This is a genomic window from Paenibacillus mobilis, assembly GCF_058267595.1.
Genome location: NZ_JBZCMS010000011.1, coordinates 43,601 through 59,258 on the forward strand (window position 1 = coordinate 43,601; position 15,658 = coordinate 59,258).

Here is a 15,658-nt window from a genome sequence, read left to right on the forward strand (position 1 = left end):
TGGTGTTGCCCAGTCACACGGAATTTGAAGTAGGCAAGCTATTTTTGAATTTGCTGTTCGTTTTTATTCTGGTATTCCTGAACGGCGTATTTGTAGCCGCTGAATTTTCCCTGGTTAAAATGAGACAGTCCAGATTGACCCAGTTGGTCAGCGAAGGCAACCGCCGGGCGGGATTTGCCCTGAAGGTGAACCAAAGGCTGGACGCTTACCTTTCGGCCACGCAGCTCGGCATTACGCTCGCTTCCCTCGGCCTTGGCTGGGTGGGCGAACCCGCGGTGTCGGAGCTGCTCATCGAGCCGTTGATGCATCATTTGGGCATTACGGACGGCACGCTGATCAAAACCGTTTCGGTAGCGGTCGGATTTTTTGTGATCACGTTCCTGCACATCGTGCTTGGCGAGCTGGCGCCGAAGTCGCTGGCCATTCAGAAGACGGAAGGGACCACGCTGTGGCTGTCCGCTCCGCTGATGTATTTTTACAAGCTGTTTATGCCGGTGATCTGGCTGCTGAATAACGCGGCAAACGGTATCCTTAGACTGATCGGAGTGGAACCGGCCAGCGAGATGGACGCGGCTCATTCCGAAGAAGAAATCCGCATATTGATGAACCAAAGCGCCAAAAGCGGGGTAATCGATAAAGACGAAATGAAGCTGATGGATAATATCTTCGATTTTTCGGATTTGCTGGCCCGGGAAATTATGCTTCCGCGCACGGATATGGACTGTTTGTATACGAATCTGTCCTGGGAGGAGAACTTAAAAATCGTTTCAGAAACGAAACATTCCCGTTATCCCGTGGCCCGCGAAGATAAAGATCAGATTATCGGTTTTGTACATATTACGGACATGCTCCTGCCTGATCCAAAACGAAACAAAAATCTCGAGGACATCGTTCGTCCGATTTTGAACGTTCCCGAGTCCATGGAGATCAGCCATGTCCTGCGCCTGATGCAGACCCGCCATTCCCAAATGACGCTGGTCGTCGATGAATACGGAGGAACGGCCGGGCTGCTGACGGCTGAAGAAATTTTAGAAGAAATTGTAGGCGACCTTCACGATGAATTTGAGGATGAACGCCCTGAAGTGGAGACGCTGGCGAATGGCGTTTATTCCGTTGACGGCCGCCTGCTGATTGAAGAAGTCAATGATCTGACGGGGACCGATATTGAAGATGAAGAAGTCGATTCGATCGGCGGCTGGTTGTTCAAAGAGCTGGAGGGAGCCCCGCTTAAAGGGAAAAAGGTCGAACGCGAAAACGTCGTGTTTGAAGTGGCGGAAGCCGCAAGGCTCCGGATTACCCGGATCAAGATCTACAGGATTGAAAAACCTGCGGAGGACCTTTTGCTCGGCCAGCCAGAATAAGGTTCTCGTTCAGTAAACAAAGAAACCCGGAAAGTTTCGCGGCACGGACGCGGTCTTTCCGGGTTTCTTTGTTGAGGCGGGAATTTCAATTAGAGCTGCTCCGTGCTAAGCAAACCCGGCAGCTTCGCAATGCCGCTGCGCTTTAGGCCCGGGTCAGAGAGGCCTGCGGGGCTATGACGCCGTTCTGCCGGCCGTCGATCAGGCTGAGGTTTCCTAGAAGGGTATAAGGAAACTCATTTGTACAGGCTTTTTACAAATTTAGGTATTTTTTTAGGGCGTTCCTGCGGTTACAAGTTCATTTTCTGGGCGTTTATCATATGTTAGGAGTAGGTGATCTGCGATTTAGGCTTGTTGTGTTTGGTTGGTCTGAATATGCAAAACAACCTTTAAGGAGGTTAAAACATTGGAATTTTCTCAGGTTCGAGTGTATCATCCCTTCATTGGGCCGTTTGATCCTTGTCCGCCCATCGTGACCAAAACCTTTCAGACCCCGCCGCAATTGTTTATTCCATTCCAGCCGCCGAATTTGCCGCAGTTCAGTCCGAAAGAGGCCTTGTTCAAAGGGACGTTATGGCCGGCTCTTTACAGCCCTTATGAATCGAAATGGGGAAAGGAGCAATAAGCTGATGGAACCGCAAAAACCTTGTGAACCCGAGTTTTATGAACTGCTGGAGCAGCTTCAGGCGCTCGATTTTGCGCTTGTTGAGCTGAATTTGTACCTGGACACCCATCCGGACGACCTTCAGGCGATCCAGCAATTTAATGTACTGACCCAGGAACGTACCCAGCTGGCGAATATTTTTCAGGAAAAATACGGACCGCTTCAGGGCTTCGGACGCGCTTACAGCCGTTATCCGTTTGAGTGGTCGCAACCGCCTTGGCCGTGGCAGGTGTAATGCCTGCCTTTTAGCCGGTTGAATTCATTTTTAGGGAGGGGTCGTTTGAATGTGGATTTATGAAAAGAAGCTGCAGTATCCGGTCAGGGTGGGCAAATGTGATCCCCATATGGCAAAGCTACTGCTTGAGCAATATGGAGGGGCGGACGGCGAACTGGCCGCGGCCTTGCGTTATCTGAACCAGCGTTACACGATTCCCGACAAAGTCATCGGGCTGCTGAATGATATCGGGACGGAAGAATTCGCACACCTTGAAATGATTGCCACCATGGTCTATAAGCTGACCAAAGACGCTACCGTCGAACAGCTTAAAGCAGCGGGCCTTGATCCGCATTACGTCAATCACGACCGTGCGCTTTTTTATCAGAATGCAGCCGGCGATCCTTGGACCGCTACTTACATCCAAGCCAAAGGGGACCCTATTGCGGATCTTTATGAGGATATTGCCGCCGAGGAGAAGGCCCGGGCTACATACCAATGGCTGATCGATATGACCGATGATGTTGATATCCAGGACGGCCTTAAATTCCTGCGCGAACGCGAAATCGTGCATTCCCTGCGTTTCAGGGAAGCGGTCGAGATCTTGAAGGACGATCGGGGATCGAAAAAAATCTTCTGATATTCAGCTGGATAAACAAAAGGGATGCTCCGCAGAGGAGGCATCCCTTCGTTTGTTAGAAGGTTTATGCAAAATGAAAGCTTTAAACGGAACTGCGACTTAAACTAAACGGCGACTTGATTTTTTCCGGAACGTTTGGCCCGGTAGAGCAGGGCATCGGTTTCCTCGAACATCCTTTCCTTGGAAACCCCCAGCGTGTATCCTTTTAGTCCGATGCTGACCGTTACGGCTCTGCCGTCTAGCTCCTCGAAGACCATCCCCGAAATTTGCCTGCGAATCCGTTCCAGCACGGAATAAGCTTCATGGAAGTCCTTGCTGAACAGAAGAAGGGCGAACTCTTCTCCGCCGTAGCGGGCGGCAATATCGCCCGGATCCATATTCTCCTGGATGACCCGCGACACATTCAGCAGGATCGAATCTCCGGTCCGGTGGCCGTAATGATCGTTGACCATTTTGAAGTTGTCGATATCCAGCAGGGCAAGATAAAAAAATTCCCCTTGATAAGCTGCATCCTGTAAGGCGGTTTCAAAAAACTGCTGGAAAGTAATATGGTTGTATAACCCGGTTTGGGCATCCTTTTTCGATTGCCTCAAAATATATCGCTTCTCTGCAATCGCCAGTTCCAGATCGCTTGCCAGCTCCCGTCCGCTAATAATAATGGTGAGGGAGACGAGAGTGCTGCCTAATAAAAAAAGCGGAACGGCAATCATGTCAAAGGGGCTGAAAAAGGTCCTGAGCCAGGCATCGCCAAAATACATGCATAAAAAAGCCGCCGTTTGCAATAAGGAGGTCAACAGGGTCAGATCCATTCGAAAGAAAATGGTCGAAGCAATAATCGGCAGCAGCAAAATGGCTGTAATGATGCGAATATCCATATGTAATTCAATAATTTGAATACTTAATACGGCCCCGGCTCCAAACAGGGTAAAAAAGGAATACCGATAGGCCCACTTGTGGACGCATTCCGCTGCGAATACGGCAGCTCCCATAACGATGGTCGGGTACAGCACGGCATTCATATAAAAATCGTTAGGCGTCCTGTCGTAAGGCAAGGTCCAGTAAGCGAACAGCTGAGCAGCCGCCTGCAATAGGATAATGATCCAATAAATCCGCAGGAACCTGTGTATCCAAATTCTTTGCCTGTGTAAGGAGGGCGAGAACGGGACAAATACTTCTCTTAATTTCAAAGGTTTCACCACACGAATTTAGAAGTAAATGGAGCGTGATCGAATTGTCCGAAAATAAAACCCAATAGACCTATTGTAAATTAATCCCTGCTGCCTGCCAACAGATTTTGCTGAAATCCGCGAAAGGCGAATCTGAAGGATTAGGGTTTGCGTGCTGCCGGGATTTGCCTATATGATAGAAATTATACTTGTTGAAGATCGGAAAAGCCAAACACCAAGGGAATACAGGGGGAAGAGGATATGGAAAGAATGATTGCCGTCAGCGATATCCATGGGGAATGGGACAAGCTGATAAGGCTGCTTAAAGCGGCCGAATACAACCCGGATAAGGACCGGCTTATTTTACTGGGGGATTATATCGACCGGGGACCCCATTCCAGACAGGTATTGGAAACGGTGATCGGGCTTAAGAAACAAGGAGCGCATGTGCTGAAAGGCAACCATGAAGACCTGATGATCCAGGCGCTCACGACCAAACAGGAACAGCCTTGGAACCGCTGGGTGGTCCGGAACGGAGGCGATAAAACGCTGCTCAGCTACGGAATGTTCGAACGGGACATTGAAGCAAAAGGGACGGGAGAAACCTTCCGTATGCCGATTTTGTATGCGCCGGAATTATGGAAACATCTTGAATTTGTGAATAACCTGGATCACTACATCGAAATCGATGATTATATCTTCGTCCATGGGGGAGTTGATCCCGCCCTCAAGCCGGCTGAAACACCGCCCTATACGCTGATGTGGATCCGGGAGCTGTTTCATAACGGTTATGCCGGAGAGAAGAAAGTAGTTTTTGGGCATACGCCTACGAACGGGCTTCATCAGGATCCGGAGAATAACCATGTTTTTTATGGAAAAAACAACATTATCGGCATCGATGGGGGCGCCGTATTCGGGGGCCAGCTCAACGCGCTGGATGTCACCAACGAAATCGTTTATTTCGTCCGGTAAACCCGTCTCCGTTTACAAATGGGGCCTCGCTGCTTTAAGATCAGAAAAGGCTGAACCGAAACCGTACATCCGTCTGGAACGGATGCTGAGGAGGAAACCGCGATAATGGAAACCGGACAACCGCTTGCCAAACCGCAAGCGATGGTATTTGATATGGACGGCACTTTGTTTAAAACGGAAACGCTGCTGATTCCCGCCTATCATGGGGTGTTTGACCAATTGCGCAAGGAAGGGCTTTATAAGGGAGAAACGCCGCCGGAAAGCCTGATGCTCGGCAGTTTGGGCATGCTGCTGGAGGATATCTGGAAGGTGGTCATGCCGGACGAGCAGGTCCATGTCCACCGCAGAGCGGATGAGCTGCTGCTGGAGCTGGAGCTTCAAGGGCTGGAGGAAGCGATTTCCGAGCTGTATCCTTCGGTCCCCGAGACGCTTAAGGCGCTGCATGACAGGGGAGTTAAGCTGTTTGTGGCGAGCAACGGGCTTGAGCATTATGTGAAAGGCGTTGCTGCGGCTCACAAGATCGCTCCGTTGTTTGACGGTTTGTACAGTGCGGGCGAATACAGAACCGCCTCGAAAGTGGACTTGCTTCGCCGGCTTATGGAGGATCACGGACTCGATCGGATATGGATGGTCGGAGACCGCTCCTCCGATGTGGAAGCCGGCAGGAAAAACGGGCAGACCGTCATTGGCTGCCGTTATGCCGGCTTTGGCAAAGAAGATGAGCTTAAGGGCTCCGACGTGCTGATCACGGAGTTTAGCCAGCTGGTTGATTTGTATGATCAGGCGCAAGGCGATTAGCCGGGCCGGCGAAACGCCGAAACCAAAAAAACAGACCCCTATACGGAGAGGTCTGTTTTTTTGGTTTTCTGTTTATAGGACCACAAGGCATATTCCAGCGGTTTCAGGATGGCGTTCCGGTAAGCTTCCTTGTCGCCGATTTTGGCGAACACCTCACGGGCCGGCTTCGGATTGACCTCCAGCACATAGATACGCCCCTTGCGGTCAATGGCTAAATCCAGGGCAAGCTCGCATAAAGGCCCGTATAACGATTCCAGATAAGCGGCGATGGCCAAACTTACCTTTTCGGCATCGCTGCGGATCTCCTGCACCCGCTGCTCCGAATGGATCGATTTTTTCAGCAGCGTGTTCATTTCCGCGGCGGAGCCCCCGCCGTGCAAATTGGAGGTAACGCTCCGGGCCGGGCCGATCCGGCCGGCGCAGCCGGTCACCGACCAGACGCCGCTCCCGTTTTTCTGCACCAGCATCCGGTAATCGTGGACGCGGCCGTTAGGCAGCCTGATGTCGATGCCTTCCTGGACAAGGAAACGGGTGCCTTTTTTCCAGTTCAGCAAATAGGGTCCCATTCTCGAAAGGTGCAGCTTCTGCGGCGGGACGATGGATCTCTGCCGGTTCCTGCCCTGGATCCTGTACATCTGCGGCTCAAGCTTCTCCACGCACAGGATGCCTCTTCCGCCGGTGCCCTGAATCGGTTTGATGTAGATCCGGCTGTTTTTCTTGAGCATGCTGTGAACGTCCGAAAGGGAGTTGAAAAAGACGGTTTCCGGCAAATAGTCTCGGAACTCGGCTTTGCGCGACAGCACCTGATAAATCGTCCATTTATCCCGCAGCGGTTTGTTCAGGAAATGAAGATGTGCGTATCGTCTGCGGAAGACGATAAGCTGTTCGAACCGTTTGCTCCGCTGAATGCGGCAGCGATCGAAGATCATGTCGGGAAAAGACTGCCAGGCTCGCGTCCATTTTTGGTGCTCCGGGTCAAAGACCAGGGCATGGATCCTGTTTTTTGCGGTGTTGACGTCCGCCGGCGTAAAAACGATGATTTTTAAACCGATTTTTTCCCCTTCCAGGGTCATGCGTTCATAAATTTTCCGTTCCTCGAGCTGCTTTTTATCATTCAAATACAGCGTAAGAATGCCCAGTACAGGCTCTGGCAAAATATTCACCTTCTTTAATTTGGGGAGGATGGCTTTACCGGCTGCCGGAGCGCTCGCGATATTCCCCCGGCTTCCCTGACAAAAGAAGCGTTGGTTTGCCGGTTGGACCTTCGATGATGCCGCTGGCTGACAATCCGGCTTTGAAGCACATTTTCAGGCTGGACAGATTATCCACGGCAACCTTGCAATCGAGCCGTCCAAACTGCTCCAGCTGGGCTTTCATCAGGAGCGTGCCGATGCCTCTGTTCCGGTAAAGCGGGTGAACGACGGCTGCGCTCAGCTCATTGCCGTATCTTGCCGTGCAAAGCACGCCGGCGAGGCGCCGTCCGTCCTCCGTCCATACCGTTGCCTGCATGATCCCGGTGCCGGGTTCGGCAAAAGCTTGAGGAGTCAGGCGGAGGATGGAGCGGTACGCTTCAGACGTAATGCGCTTAGCGCCGTATTTGCGGACAAAGGCAAGCAGCGTGCCGTGATATTTTTCCCAGGAAGCCAGCTCTTCCGGACGGACGGAGGATATATTCATCAAATCGCCTCCTTGTTTGGCTTTTTCCTGTTCTTTACCGGTCTTCAAGTTTTTTGGGTTTTGAAAAGATAATTACTGTAGTGGAACAGGCGGTGCAGCGATTTTTGGCGGATTTGAGGCTCGTCGAATTTCATCGGTTTGGCGTTGGCTTCAAAAAACCACAGCTTTCCGTCTTCATCGACCCCTAAATCCATCGACATTTCGCCAAGCGTATGGTTGCAGGCTTTTTCAATTTGGCGGGCGATAATCACAGCGGAGGAGCGGGCCAGCTCCATGATTTCTTCGGTCATCGAACTCCCGAAGGTCGACAGCAGCATATCCTTTGGATCCTCTACGGAGCCTCCCTGCGGAACGTGGGTGGTGATCCGCCGTTTCCCGGCCAGCCTTGCGCCGATGCCCGTGACGGACCAGAATCCGCGGCTCGTCTTCTGAACCAGCAGCCGAAGATCGAAACGCCGGTCCTTATAGCTGGCCAGCCGGATCTCCTGCTGCACGATGTAAGGCGTTCTGCCGGTTTCCATGCGGATGCGGCGCCAGAGCAGCGGGAATTTGCCCGTTTTATAAACCATGTTCCGGCCGGGAGCCTGGATGATCAGCTTATACGGTTTCCTCTCCTCCGGATTAAAGGAGAGCTTCATTATCCCTTTTCCGGCTTTGCCGCTTTCGGGCTTCAAATACAAGCTGGGATATTCGTCCAGCATGGAGGCCAGCGAATAACGGGAGCTTAGCCGTTTGGTGGCCGGAACGAATTCCGCCGTTTGCTTGGACTTCCGGAGCCAGCTGAACAGCTTCCATTTATTAAAGAAAAAAGGATTAAACAAATGGATGCGCGGATGGCTCAGACAAGCGTTGATCTTTCGCTGGATCAACACTTTTTTCTCTTCTTCCCGGGTCGGGATGCGGTTGTAGATCACATCCGGCAGCGGGAACCATTGCTGGACCCACTGTTTGCTGTCCGTCTGGTAAACATAACCCTGGAGCTGCTCCTGGGAAAGCTTGAGATCCCTGGTGGTCAGCACGTATACCACGTAACCAAGGTCTCTGCCGGTTTTTACAATGTCCCGGAAATTGGCGTGGTTGCCGGAAAATCTCCGGGCAGGATCAGAAACCGTCAGGATGGCGATAACCGGTTTGCGGTCTTCTAGGGGCGTGACGGTCATGGTTCTTCTCTCCTCCGGAATTTACTGAGGTACATGCAGTGCTCCAGAATATGCTGGATGGAAGCTCTTCCTTCGACTTTAAGCTGCGGATGTTTAAAGATTGATCGTCCAGGCTTCGCGTTGGCTTCAAACATCCAGATCTTTTCGTCTTTGTCGATGCCGAGATCAAAACCAAGCTCGCCGATCAAATGTTCATGATGCAGCTCGATGCCTTCGGCCAGCGTAACGGCGACCTGTTTGGCCTTGCGCAGCACCTCTTCGCCCCTTGCCCCGAACGCGCGGGCCAGCGCCTGCTGCGGCGTAAGCAGGGAGCCGCCGTTTTTAATATGGGTGGTTACGCTGCCTTTGCCGGCTTTTTTGGCTCCGATGCCTACGACGACCCACTGGTTGCGCCCGTTTTTATGCATATGGAAGCGGAAGTCGATCGGGCAGCCGTCCACCTCGATCAGCCGGATGCCCTGCTGTACAACGTAAGTGCGGAGTCCCCGGCCGTGCCGCTGCTGGAGAGTTCTCATGAGCGAGTTAAAGCTGCCGAATTTTTGCAGCACGTTGCCGGATTTTTTGCGGTATCTGACGAAATAGCCGTTCTGCGGCACGTAGGAGATCCGGTAAATGCCGTTGCCTAGGCTTCCGCCGCTGGGTTTGTAATAAACGATGGAATGCCGGTCCAGCATATCCTTGATCTGGTCCCCGGAAGGATTAACAATCGATTCGGGAACATATATATTTACAGCCGGATCATGCTCTAGCAGCCGGTAAATATCGGATTTATTGAAGAAACTCCAGTTGAAAAAAGGAATTCTCTTGCGGATAAACCTTTCGCGAAGCTGCTGAATCGATGAAGTTGTTTCCGCCCTGCGGCTCGGAAGGCGGTTATAAACGACATCGGGAAGCGGGACGCGCTGGCGGTAAAACGTCCCTGATTCGTTCAGGAAAAAGCCGTTCACCGTCTCTTCCTGCCAATTGATGTCCCGGGGTGTGAAGGCGAAAATGTAACACATCTTGCTGCCTTCGCGCAGCAGCGACTTGATGAAACCGGTCCGGGATCCGAAGGGCGACTGGGAAGAAGAAGTGGGACCGTCGGAGAGTACGCCGATGAGCGGTCCGATCTGCACTTCGTCATTCTGCTGCAGGCTGCGAAGGAAGATGGAGCCGGTTTTCGGAACGCGGATGCCCCGTCTTACGCCTGAAGCCAGGTACAAATGGTTGCCCGATTTGCGGATCGGCTTGACGGATGCATAAATCCGGTCGGCGCCGAGCCGCAGATTTACCTTTTTTTTGCCGTCCAGCTTGAGTTTTTTGAGCAGGGCGCCCGATACATAAACAACGCTTTGGGGCTGCTGGGTAAAGTGCACATTGCAGAAAGTCAAACTCATGGTTATCCTCCTAAGAGTTTTGCTGCGCAGAGCTCATTTCCATGAACGCGCGGCAAATGATCTTCAGTTGAAGCGGCTTGCGGAAACGAGCGAATCCCGCGCTTCAAAAGCTTCCAGGTTGTTTCAGCAAATAACAGGCGTATAAAACGGGATTCTCCACGGCTCTATGGGCTCCGGTTCTGTCGCCGATAAAGCTGAAGGCGCTGCGGCCGGGTTTGGAGTTGACCTCGATCACCCAGACCCTGGCGTCCGAATCGATTCCGAAATCGATGCCCAGCTCCGCCAGCCTTCCGAATCTTTCTTCCAGATAAGGCGGGATAACGGCGGACAGCCGGCGCAGGACAGTGATGGCGGAACGGGCAGCGGCGGGGCCGAATTCGCGGCTCAGCAGCTGGTCTGCGCGGAAGGCCTTTCCTCCTCCGTGCAAATTGGAGGTAAGGGAACCGGCTTTGCCTACCCGTGCGGCCATGCCGGTCAGCTTCCACTGGCCGGCTTCGCCTTTTTGCATCAGCACCCGGATGTCGAACGGCTCCCCGTCGCGGGTCGAAAGCCTGAGGCTGGGCTGTGCCAAAAAGGGTCTGCTCCTCCGAATCGCTTCAATGAATCGGCCGGTTTCCCGCCCGGTGGAGAATTGGCGGCGGATGATTTCATTGCTTTCGTCCCGGCCGGTCAGGAAATACCGGCTTTGCTCCCCGATTTGGCGCTCCTTAAGATGCAGCGCCAATTTGCCATGAGTACCGAATTGAGGTTTAAGAAAAACCTCTCCCTGCCAGCGCGCCATCAATCCTTTTAACTGTTTGAAGTTTTCGTATTTATGGGTTTCGGGCAAATAAGGGGCAATCTCCGGGTTTTGACTTAACGCTTCGTAAACTACCCACTTGCCCGCCGTTCCTCTTCCCAGGTAGCGGAATTTATGTTTTTCGGCAAGCTGCGCAAGGCTCCTGCGTTTTTCCAGCTTCTGTGTTCCGGAGCTGAAGCAGCGGTCATAGACGATGTCCGGCAGCGGGAACCTGCGTTTTACCCAGCCTCCGTCCAGGAAGGTATAACCGCCGATAAAGCGCTCATCCGTTTCGGCTTGGGGGGTGAAGGCGAAAGCGGTTAAACCGTGTCCCGATGCGGCCTGGCAGAGCTTCCGGGCAAATCCCGATTCGGCAAAAGGCGCCGGACCATCTGGAGTCGCCTTTACAAGGATGCCGAATGTTCCTGTTGTTTTTGGCTGCCCCCATGCAGCCTGCCTGTTAGGTTCCATATCGTGACTCCTTTCGTTTCCGGATCCCTCCCGTGAACAGGGAAGGCGCTTTTAACATCCGGTCAATACCCCGACAGATAATTGGAATATTCCAGCAGCCGGCGAACCGACGGCCGGATTTTGTTGTCGCCGAGCGGGGTGTTGTCATTTTTGGACGGCTTTGAATTGACTTCAAGCAGCCAGATGCGTCCCGTTTGATCCATTGCCAAATCAATGCCCAATTCGCCGAAATGGGCCATGGAGCGTTCATCCATGCCTTGGGCAATTTCAAGCGCCGCTTTATTCAGCCGGGCACCCGCTTTCTCTTTAATCGCAGTTGGCAGGGAACTGCGGTTGACGGCTTCTTTAACGGTGGAGAGTGTTCCGCCCCTGGCCAGATTGGAGACAAAATGCTGAGAACCGGCAATGCGTGCCACTACAGAGGTTACGGCCCATTGCCCTTGGCCGTTCTTCTGCACCAGAGCCCGAAAATCAACCGGACGTTTCCCGATTTCGATCAATTGCAGGCCCTGCTGAATCTGATAGCGGGTCGTTTTCATTTTGCCGGCCAAAGCGTTGTGAAGTTTGTTCAGGTTTTCATGATTTTGCTTGCGGATTCCGTATTCCTGGGTCGTTTGCGATAAAAAAGCGCCTCCCGGCATCCGGTTAATCCGGATAATGCCTTTGCCCAGGCTGCCCTTCACCGGCTTCAGAAACACGACCGGATATTTGGCAAGCATGGTCTTGAGGCTGGACAATCCCCGGTGCGGGTGAGATTCGGGCAGATAACGAACCAGCCGGGCGTCCTGCTGTAAAGCTTCGAAGACTTCGGTTTTGTCGAGATACTTTTCGTTGAAAAAGTGGCTTCGATTGCGGCTTTTGACCTCGCGCATAAAATGCTGCACGCTGGGTTTGTTCTCAAGCTTGCGGGAAGTCAGGCGGTTGTAATAGACGTCAGCCACCGGGAAATCGGCAGCCGTACGCCAGCCTTTGTCGTATACCCACCCTTGGATGCTGGAGATGCCTTTTTCAATGCCGCCAGGAGTAATAAAATAAATAAACGCTCCCTGCTTATGTCCCGCAAACGTCATCTCCTTGCAGAAAGCGGTCATTTGCCCAAAGGGGCGTTCCGGATTACCCGGATAATCGCGGCTGAGCAGAACGCCGATAACCGGCCCCAGATGCAGGGTTCTCGAGTTTGGCGTATACACAAGGCGCAGTACGGTGTGCGGGGGCACCCTCATTTTTTCGGCCAGACTCTGGCTGATGCGCAGGCTGTTTGCTTTGCTTTGCGGAATCACTTTGACGTAATGTTCAAAGGAACCGAACAACAGCCGGATAGGGGTTTGGGAGGGGATTTTCATCCGTTTCACCGCAGCTGCCCCAAGCACAATGTCGCTTTCCCCGAGTACACCGGGATTCATGGTTTTTATGGGTAGTTTTATGGAGGGCATTTGACGTTCTCCTTCCAACCTGAGGCTGGTCACTTTATACTGTTGGCACGACCTGCATGGTTGCATGTATTTCATCATATGAGGACATTTTTACCTTGGTGATTAGCCTTGGCAGGAATTTGCGGGGCTTTTTGCTTCGGGATGCCGGGTACGGTATAATGCCAAAGACTAAGGTGATAGAGGAGAGGTAACTTTATGAACATTTACGATCAGGCTCACGGGCTTGCCAAGGCCCTTAAAGAGAGCAAGGAAGTGGAAGAAATCAACGCGGCCATGAAGCTGGTGGATGCCGATCCGGAAAGCAAACGGATGCTGGAGGATTTCCGCGCCCGCCAGATGGATGTGCAGCAGCGCATGATGTCCGGCGACATGCCGGCTCAGGAAGAGATGGAGCAGATGGAGAAGCTGTTCGATACGCTCAGCCTGAACCTGAACATTCGCCGCCTGTTTGACGCCGAACGCCGTTTGAGCGTCATTATCCAGGATGTCAACCAGATTATTTCCGACAGCCTGCAGCACCTATATGGAAGCGGCCTGTAAAATAAAACTGCGAAACGGAATCTTTCATAAATTAACTCTCATATTTGTCTGAAAGCTTCATAGACTAGAAATATAGATTTCTGGTGAAGGAGTGTTTATCCAATGACAATATGGGGAAAATTGAAGCATATCCTGTACATGCTGGTCGCGCTGGCCATGCTGCTGTATGCGCTGCCAATGATATCCTTCGCTCCTGGGAGCGGCTGGGTATCCTGGTTTGGCGTGGTCTGGGCCTTGTTTGCTTTTCTGGTCATCGGCGCTCACCTGCATTTCATTCTTGGCGTGGATACCGAAAACAAAAAACAGCTGGAATGGATCCGTCAGGCCAAACTTCGTGAATGGCAGCTCAAGTGGTCCAAAAGCCGCAAGCAAAGCCGCCCGTTATAATTTCGGAAAAGACAAGCCCTGCTGTCCTTTTAGGATGGCGGGGCTTTTTGTGCACAGCAGGCAGGTTCTCGGACAGCAGGGAGCAGGGATGAGTTTCGGGATGCCGGCAATAATGCTATAATAGATACAGATTAGTACAGATTTGCATCCGGAGGGGTACAGATGGAGGGACACGAAGAATCCATTACCAAACACGAGCAGCTGCTTCAGTATATTGAAGGGTTGAAGGTAGGCACCAAAATTTCCGTGCGCAAGCTGGCGAAAAATCTCGGCGTCAGCGAAGGAACGGCTTACCGGGCGGTGAAGGAAGCCGAAAATGTGGGCATCGTCATCACGAAGGAACGGATCGGAACGGTGCGGGTGGAGAAAAAGCCGCGCAATCTGAGCGACCAGCTGTCTTTCGGGGATGTGGTGGAGATCGTGGAAGGGCATGTGCTTGGGGGCAACGAAGGGCTCGGCAAAGCGCTGCACAAATATGTAATCGGGGCCATGAAAATTGACGCTATGGTCCGTTATATCGACGCGGGAAGCCTGCTGATCGTGGGCAACCGCGAGGATGCGCATATTTTGGCGCTGGAGCAGGGCTCCGGCGTCCTGATCACCGGCGGTTTCGGCACCAGCCGGGAAGTGAAGCAGCTGGCGGACAAGCTGGCGCTTCCGATCATTTCCTCGCGCCACGATACGTTTACGGTGGCTTCCATGATCAACCGGGCGATTTTTGACCGGATTATCAAGAAAAAAATTATGCTCATCGACGATATCGTCACGTCGGCCAAAAGGAAAACCGGCTATCTGAAGATCAGCAGCTTTGTCGCCGATTTCGAACGCCTTGCTGCCGAAACGGGGCAATCCCGGTTTCCAGTGACGGACGACTGGAACCGGGTGATCGGCATCATCAGCCGGAAAGATATTGAAGAAGCGGATGCGGACCAGTCTATCGAAAAATACGTAACCCGGAATCCGGTTACGGCCGGGCTGCAGACCTCGCTGGCCTCGGCCGCCCAGATCATGGTCTGGGAGGGCATAGATTTTCTGCCGATCGTAGACCGGAACCGGAAGCTGGTTTCCTCCGTTACCCGCAAAGAAGTGCTGCAGGCGATGCGGGACGCGCAGAACCAGCCGCAGCTGGGCGAAACGTTTGAGCAGCTGATGTGGAACGGTTTTGCCGAGGAGCGGGGGGCGGACGGCCATTTATTTTTCCACGGCATCATCACCCCGCAAATGGCCACTTATTTGGGCACGATCTCGGAAGGCGTGTTGTCTTCCTTGATGACCCAGGCTGGGCTGGCGGCGGCCAAAGATCTCAGCGGGAGCGGTTATGTGGTGGATAATATGACCGCTTATTTCATTAAACCGCTGCAGATTGAAAATCAGGTCGTCATCACACCCATCGTTCTGGAAGTCAGCCGGCGGACGTGCAAGCTGGAGATCGTGATGAGCCATCATGACGGGATTGCGGCCAAAGCCGTTATGACGCTGCAGGCGATCGATCACGGTTGACGGAGCGTTTTGAAAGGACGATGGAAGGATTTCTTGGTTAAGGAGCGGCTACCTTTAAATCGACCCAGACCTGCAGGACGCCTTCGCTGACAAGCATCGTTTTGATCTGGATGCTGTATTCCTTGTCCCGGACTACGTACCTTTTCTGGTTTAACAAGATGCGCGTCATTTTGGCGTCGCTGTCAATGTCGTACATATTCCGACCGCGCAGGACGTTCAGCTCGGTTTGCAGCTTTTGGGTCACTTCCTTGACCACAAGGGAATCGAAGGGCGGGTCATGATCCTCGATCGTGATTTTGATTTCCTTGATGGCCGTTTGCCTGTTGCTGTATTTTTTCATGGCCTGCAGATCGATTTTGGCTTGCTCCAATTCGATCTGCAGGTCTTTTTTTTCGGTCCAGATTCGATTGTAAGCGGCATGATAAAGGGAGTTATAGACAACGCTGCCCACCAGCATCCCCAGCACGAAGACGCCCATGAGCTGCATGAAAGGACGGAAACGGTCGAACTGCGGCACTCTCATA

General features: G+C 52.6%; 17 protein-coding genes. 9 read left to right on the forward strand and 8 right to left on the reverse strand.

The annotated features are described in order from the left end of the window. Window positions 1-5: 5 nt before the first annotated feature. From AC3ZPD_RS18440 to AC3ZPD_RS18455, 4 genes are all read left to right on the forward strand, one after another. Window positions 6-1,361: a hemolysin family protein gene (locus AC3ZPD_RS18440; protein WP_490985743.1), complete on the forward strand. Its 1,356-nt coding sequence runs from the start codon at window positions 6-8 to the stop codon at window positions 1,359-1,361. A 403-nt stretch (window positions 1,362-1,764) separates the two neighbouring features. Then, window positions 1,765-1,983 carry a spore coat associated protein CotJA gene (locus AC3ZPD_RS18445; protein ID WP_490985744.1) on the forward strand — a complete coding sequence of 73 codons (219 nt, stop codon included), beginning with the start codon at window positions 1,765-1,767 and terminating at the stop codon, window positions 1,981-1,983. A gap of 4 nt (window positions 1,984-1,987) precedes the next feature. Then, window positions 1,988-2,257: a spore coat protein CotJB gene (locus tag AC3ZPD_RS18450; protein ID WP_490985745.1), complete on the forward strand. Its 270-nt coding sequence runs from the start codon at window positions 1,988-1,990 to the stop codon at window positions 2,255-2,257. A gap of 49 nt (window positions 2,258-2,306) precedes the next feature. Then, window positions 2,307-2,876 (forward strand): manganese catalase family protein, encoded by a 570-nt coding sequence (locus AC3ZPD_RS18455; protein WP_490985746.1) that lies wholly within the window; start codon window positions 2,307-2,309, stop codon window positions 2,874-2,876. 104 nt (window positions 2,877-2,980) lie between these two features. Here the strand turns inward: AC3ZPD_RS18455 and AC3ZPD_RS18460 are convergent, their stop codons facing one another. After that, the gene (locus tag AC3ZPD_RS18460) at window positions 2,981-3,964 is read right to left on the reverse strand and encodes a GGDEF domain-containing protein (protein ID WP_490985747.1); all 984 of its coding nucleotides are present in this window, start codon (window positions 3,962-3,964) and stop codon (window positions 2,981-2,983) included. A 339-nt stretch (window positions 3,965-4,303) separates the two neighbouring features. On the opposite strand from AC3ZPD_RS18460, the gene AC3ZPD_RS18465 reads away from it, so the two are divergent. Both AC3ZPD_RS18465 and AC3ZPD_RS18470 read left to right on the forward strand, forming a co-directional pair. Then, on the forward strand, window positions 4,304-5,014 hold the full coding sequence (locus AC3ZPD_RS18465; RefSeq protein ID WP_490985748.1) for a metallophosphoesterase family protein: 711 nt from the start codon (window positions 4,304-4,306) through the stop codon (window positions 5,012-5,014). A gap of 105 nt (window positions 5,015-5,119) precedes the next feature. Continuing rightward, window positions 5,120-5,812: an HAD family hydrolase gene (locus AC3ZPD_RS18470; protein ID WP_490985749.1), complete on the forward strand. Its 693-nt coding sequence runs from the start codon at window positions 5,120-5,122 to the stop codon at window positions 5,810-5,812. 38 nt (window positions 5,813-5,850) lie between these two features. Here the strand turns inward: AC3ZPD_RS18470 and AC3ZPD_RS18475 are convergent, their stop codons facing one another. The 6 genes from AC3ZPD_RS18475 to AC3ZPD_RS18500 all read right to left on the reverse strand — a co-directional run bounded on the left by AC3ZPD_RS18475 (window position 5,851) and on the right by AC3ZPD_RS18500 (window position 12,707). After that, window positions 5,851-6,966, reverse strand: a complete 1,116-nt coding sequence (locus AC3ZPD_RS18475; protein ID WP_490985750.1) for a YheC/YheD family endospore coat-associated protein — start codon at window positions 6,964-6,966, stop codon at window positions 5,851-5,853. Window positions 6,967-7,000: 34 nt separating this feature from the next. Further along, window positions 7,001-7,489, reverse strand: coding sequence for a GNAT family N-acetyltransferase (locus AC3ZPD_RS18480; protein ID WP_490985751.1), 489 nt, complete (start codon window positions 7,487-7,489; stop codon window positions 7,001-7,003). 44 nt (window positions 7,490-7,533) lie between these two features. Continuing rightward, a complete protein-coding gene (locus AC3ZPD_RS18485) occupies window positions 7,534-8,649 on the reverse strand; it encodes a YheC/YheD family endospore coat-associated protein (RefSeq protein ID WP_490985752.1) in 1,116 nt (371 codons plus the stop codon). Further along, window positions 8,646-10,025, reverse strand: a complete 1,380-nt coding sequence (locus tag AC3ZPD_RS18490; protein ID WP_490985753.1) for a YheC/YheD family endospore coat-associated protein — start codon at window positions 10,023-10,025, stop codon at window positions 8,646-8,648. The genes AC3ZPD_RS18485 and AC3ZPD_RS18490 overlap by 4 nt, the downstream gene beginning before the upstream one ends. Before the next feature lie 103 nt (window positions 10,026-10,128). Continuing rightward, window positions 10,129-11,274: a YheC/YheD family endospore coat-associated protein gene (locus AC3ZPD_RS18495; RefSeq protein ID WP_490985754.1), complete on the reverse strand. Its 1,146-nt coding sequence runs from the start codon at window positions 11,272-11,274 to the stop codon at window positions 10,129-10,131. A 62-nt stretch (window positions 11,275-11,336) separates the two neighbouring features. Further along, on the reverse strand, window positions 11,337-12,707 hold the full coding sequence (locus tag AC3ZPD_RS18500; RefSeq protein ID WP_490985755.1) for a YheC/YheD family endospore coat-associated protein: 1,371 nt from the start codon (window positions 12,705-12,707) through the stop codon (window positions 11,337-11,339). 195 nt (window positions 12,708-12,902) lie between these two features. On the opposite strand from AC3ZPD_RS18500, the gene AC3ZPD_RS18505 reads away from it, so the two are divergent. The 3 genes from AC3ZPD_RS18505 (at window position 12,903) to AC3ZPD_RS18515 (ending at window position 15,134) form a co-directional block, all read left to right on the forward strand. After that, the gene (locus AC3ZPD_RS18505) at window positions 12,903-13,247 is read left to right on the forward strand and encodes a YlbF/YmcA family competence regulator (RefSeq protein ID WP_490985756.1); all 345 of its coding nucleotides are present in this window, start codon (window positions 12,903-12,905) and stop codon (window positions 13,245-13,247) included. Between the two features lie 102 nt (window positions 13,248-13,349). Further along, window positions 13,350-13,634 (forward strand): hypothetical protein, encoded by a 285-nt coding sequence (locus AC3ZPD_RS18510; protein ID WP_490985757.1) that lies wholly within the window; start codon window positions 13,350-13,352, stop codon window positions 13,632-13,634. A 162-nt stretch (window positions 13,635-13,796) separates the two neighbouring features. After that, the gene (locus AC3ZPD_RS18515) at window positions 13,797-15,134 is read left to right on the forward strand and encodes a DRTGG domain-containing protein (RefSeq protein WP_490985758.1); all 1,338 of its coding nucleotides are present in this window, start codon (window positions 13,797-13,799) and stop codon (window positions 15,132-15,134) included. 37 nt (window positions 15,135-15,171) lie between these two features. Here AC3ZPD_RS18515 and AC3ZPD_RS18520 read toward each other — a convergent pair whose 3' ends face one another. Continuing rightward, window positions 15,172-15,657 carry a sporulation membrane protein YtrI gene (locus AC3ZPD_RS18520; protein ID WP_490985759.1) on the reverse strand — a complete coding sequence of 162 codons (486 nt, stop codon included), beginning with the start codon at window positions 15,655-15,657 and terminating at the stop codon, window positions 15,172-15,174. Window position 15,658: the final 1 nt, after the last annotated feature.

Excerpts from the sequence above, each read along its gene's own strand:
- AC3ZPD_RS18500 (WP_490985755.1), bottom strand. The coding sequence starts at position 12,707 with ATGCCCTCCATAAAACTACCCATAAAAACCATGAATCCCGGTGTACTC.
- AC3ZPD_RS18450 (WP_490985745.1), top strand. The coding sequence starts at position 1,988 with ATGGAACCGCAAAAACCTTGTGAACCCGAGTTTTATGAACTGCTGGAG.
- AC3ZPD_RS18485 (WP_490985752.1), bottom strand. The coding sequence starts at position 8,649 with ATGACCGTCACGCCCCTAGAAGACCGCAAACCGGTTATCGCCATCCTG.
- AC3ZPD_RS18495 (WP_490985754.1), bottom strand. The coding sequence starts at position 11,274 with ATGGAACCTAACAGGCAGGCTGCATGGGGGCAGCCAAAAACAACAGGA.
- AC3ZPD_RS18470 (WP_490985749.1), top strand. The coding sequence starts at position 5,120 with ATGGAAACCGGACAACCGCTTGCCAAACCGCAAGCGATGGTATTTGAT.
- AC3ZPD_RS18480 (WP_490985751.1), bottom strand. The coding sequence starts at position 7,489 with ATGAATATATCCTCCGTCCGTCCGGAAGAGCTGGCTTCCTGGGAAAAA.
- AC3ZPD_RS18490 (WP_490985753.1), bottom strand. The coding sequence starts at position 10,025 with ATGAGTTTGACTTTCTGCAATGTGCACTTTACCCAGCAGCCCCAAAGC.
- AC3ZPD_RS18520 (WP_490985759.1), bottom strand. The coding sequence starts at position 15,657 with ATGAGAGTGCCGCAGTTCGACCGTTTCCGTCCTTTCATGCAGCTCATG.
- AC3ZPD_RS18515 (WP_490985758.1), top strand. The coding sequence starts at position 13,797 with ATGGAGGGACACGAAGAATCCATTACCAAACACGAGCAGCTGCTTCAG.
- AC3ZPD_RS18465 (WP_490985748.1), top strand. The coding sequence starts at position 4,304 with ATGGAAAGAATGATTGCCGTCAGCGATATCCATGGGGAATGGGACAAG.
- AC3ZPD_RS18455 (WP_490985746.1), top strand. The coding sequence starts at position 2,307 with ATGTGGATTTATGAAAAGAAGCTGCAGTATCCGGTCAGGGTGGGCAAA.
- AC3ZPD_RS18505 (WP_490985756.1), top strand. The coding sequence starts at position 12,903 with ATGAACATTTACGATCAGGCTCACGGGCTTGCCAAGGCCCTTAAAGAG.
- AC3ZPD_RS18510 (WP_490985757.1), top strand. The coding sequence starts at position 13,350 with ATGACAATATGGGGAAAATTGAAGCATATCCTGTACATGCTGGTCGCG.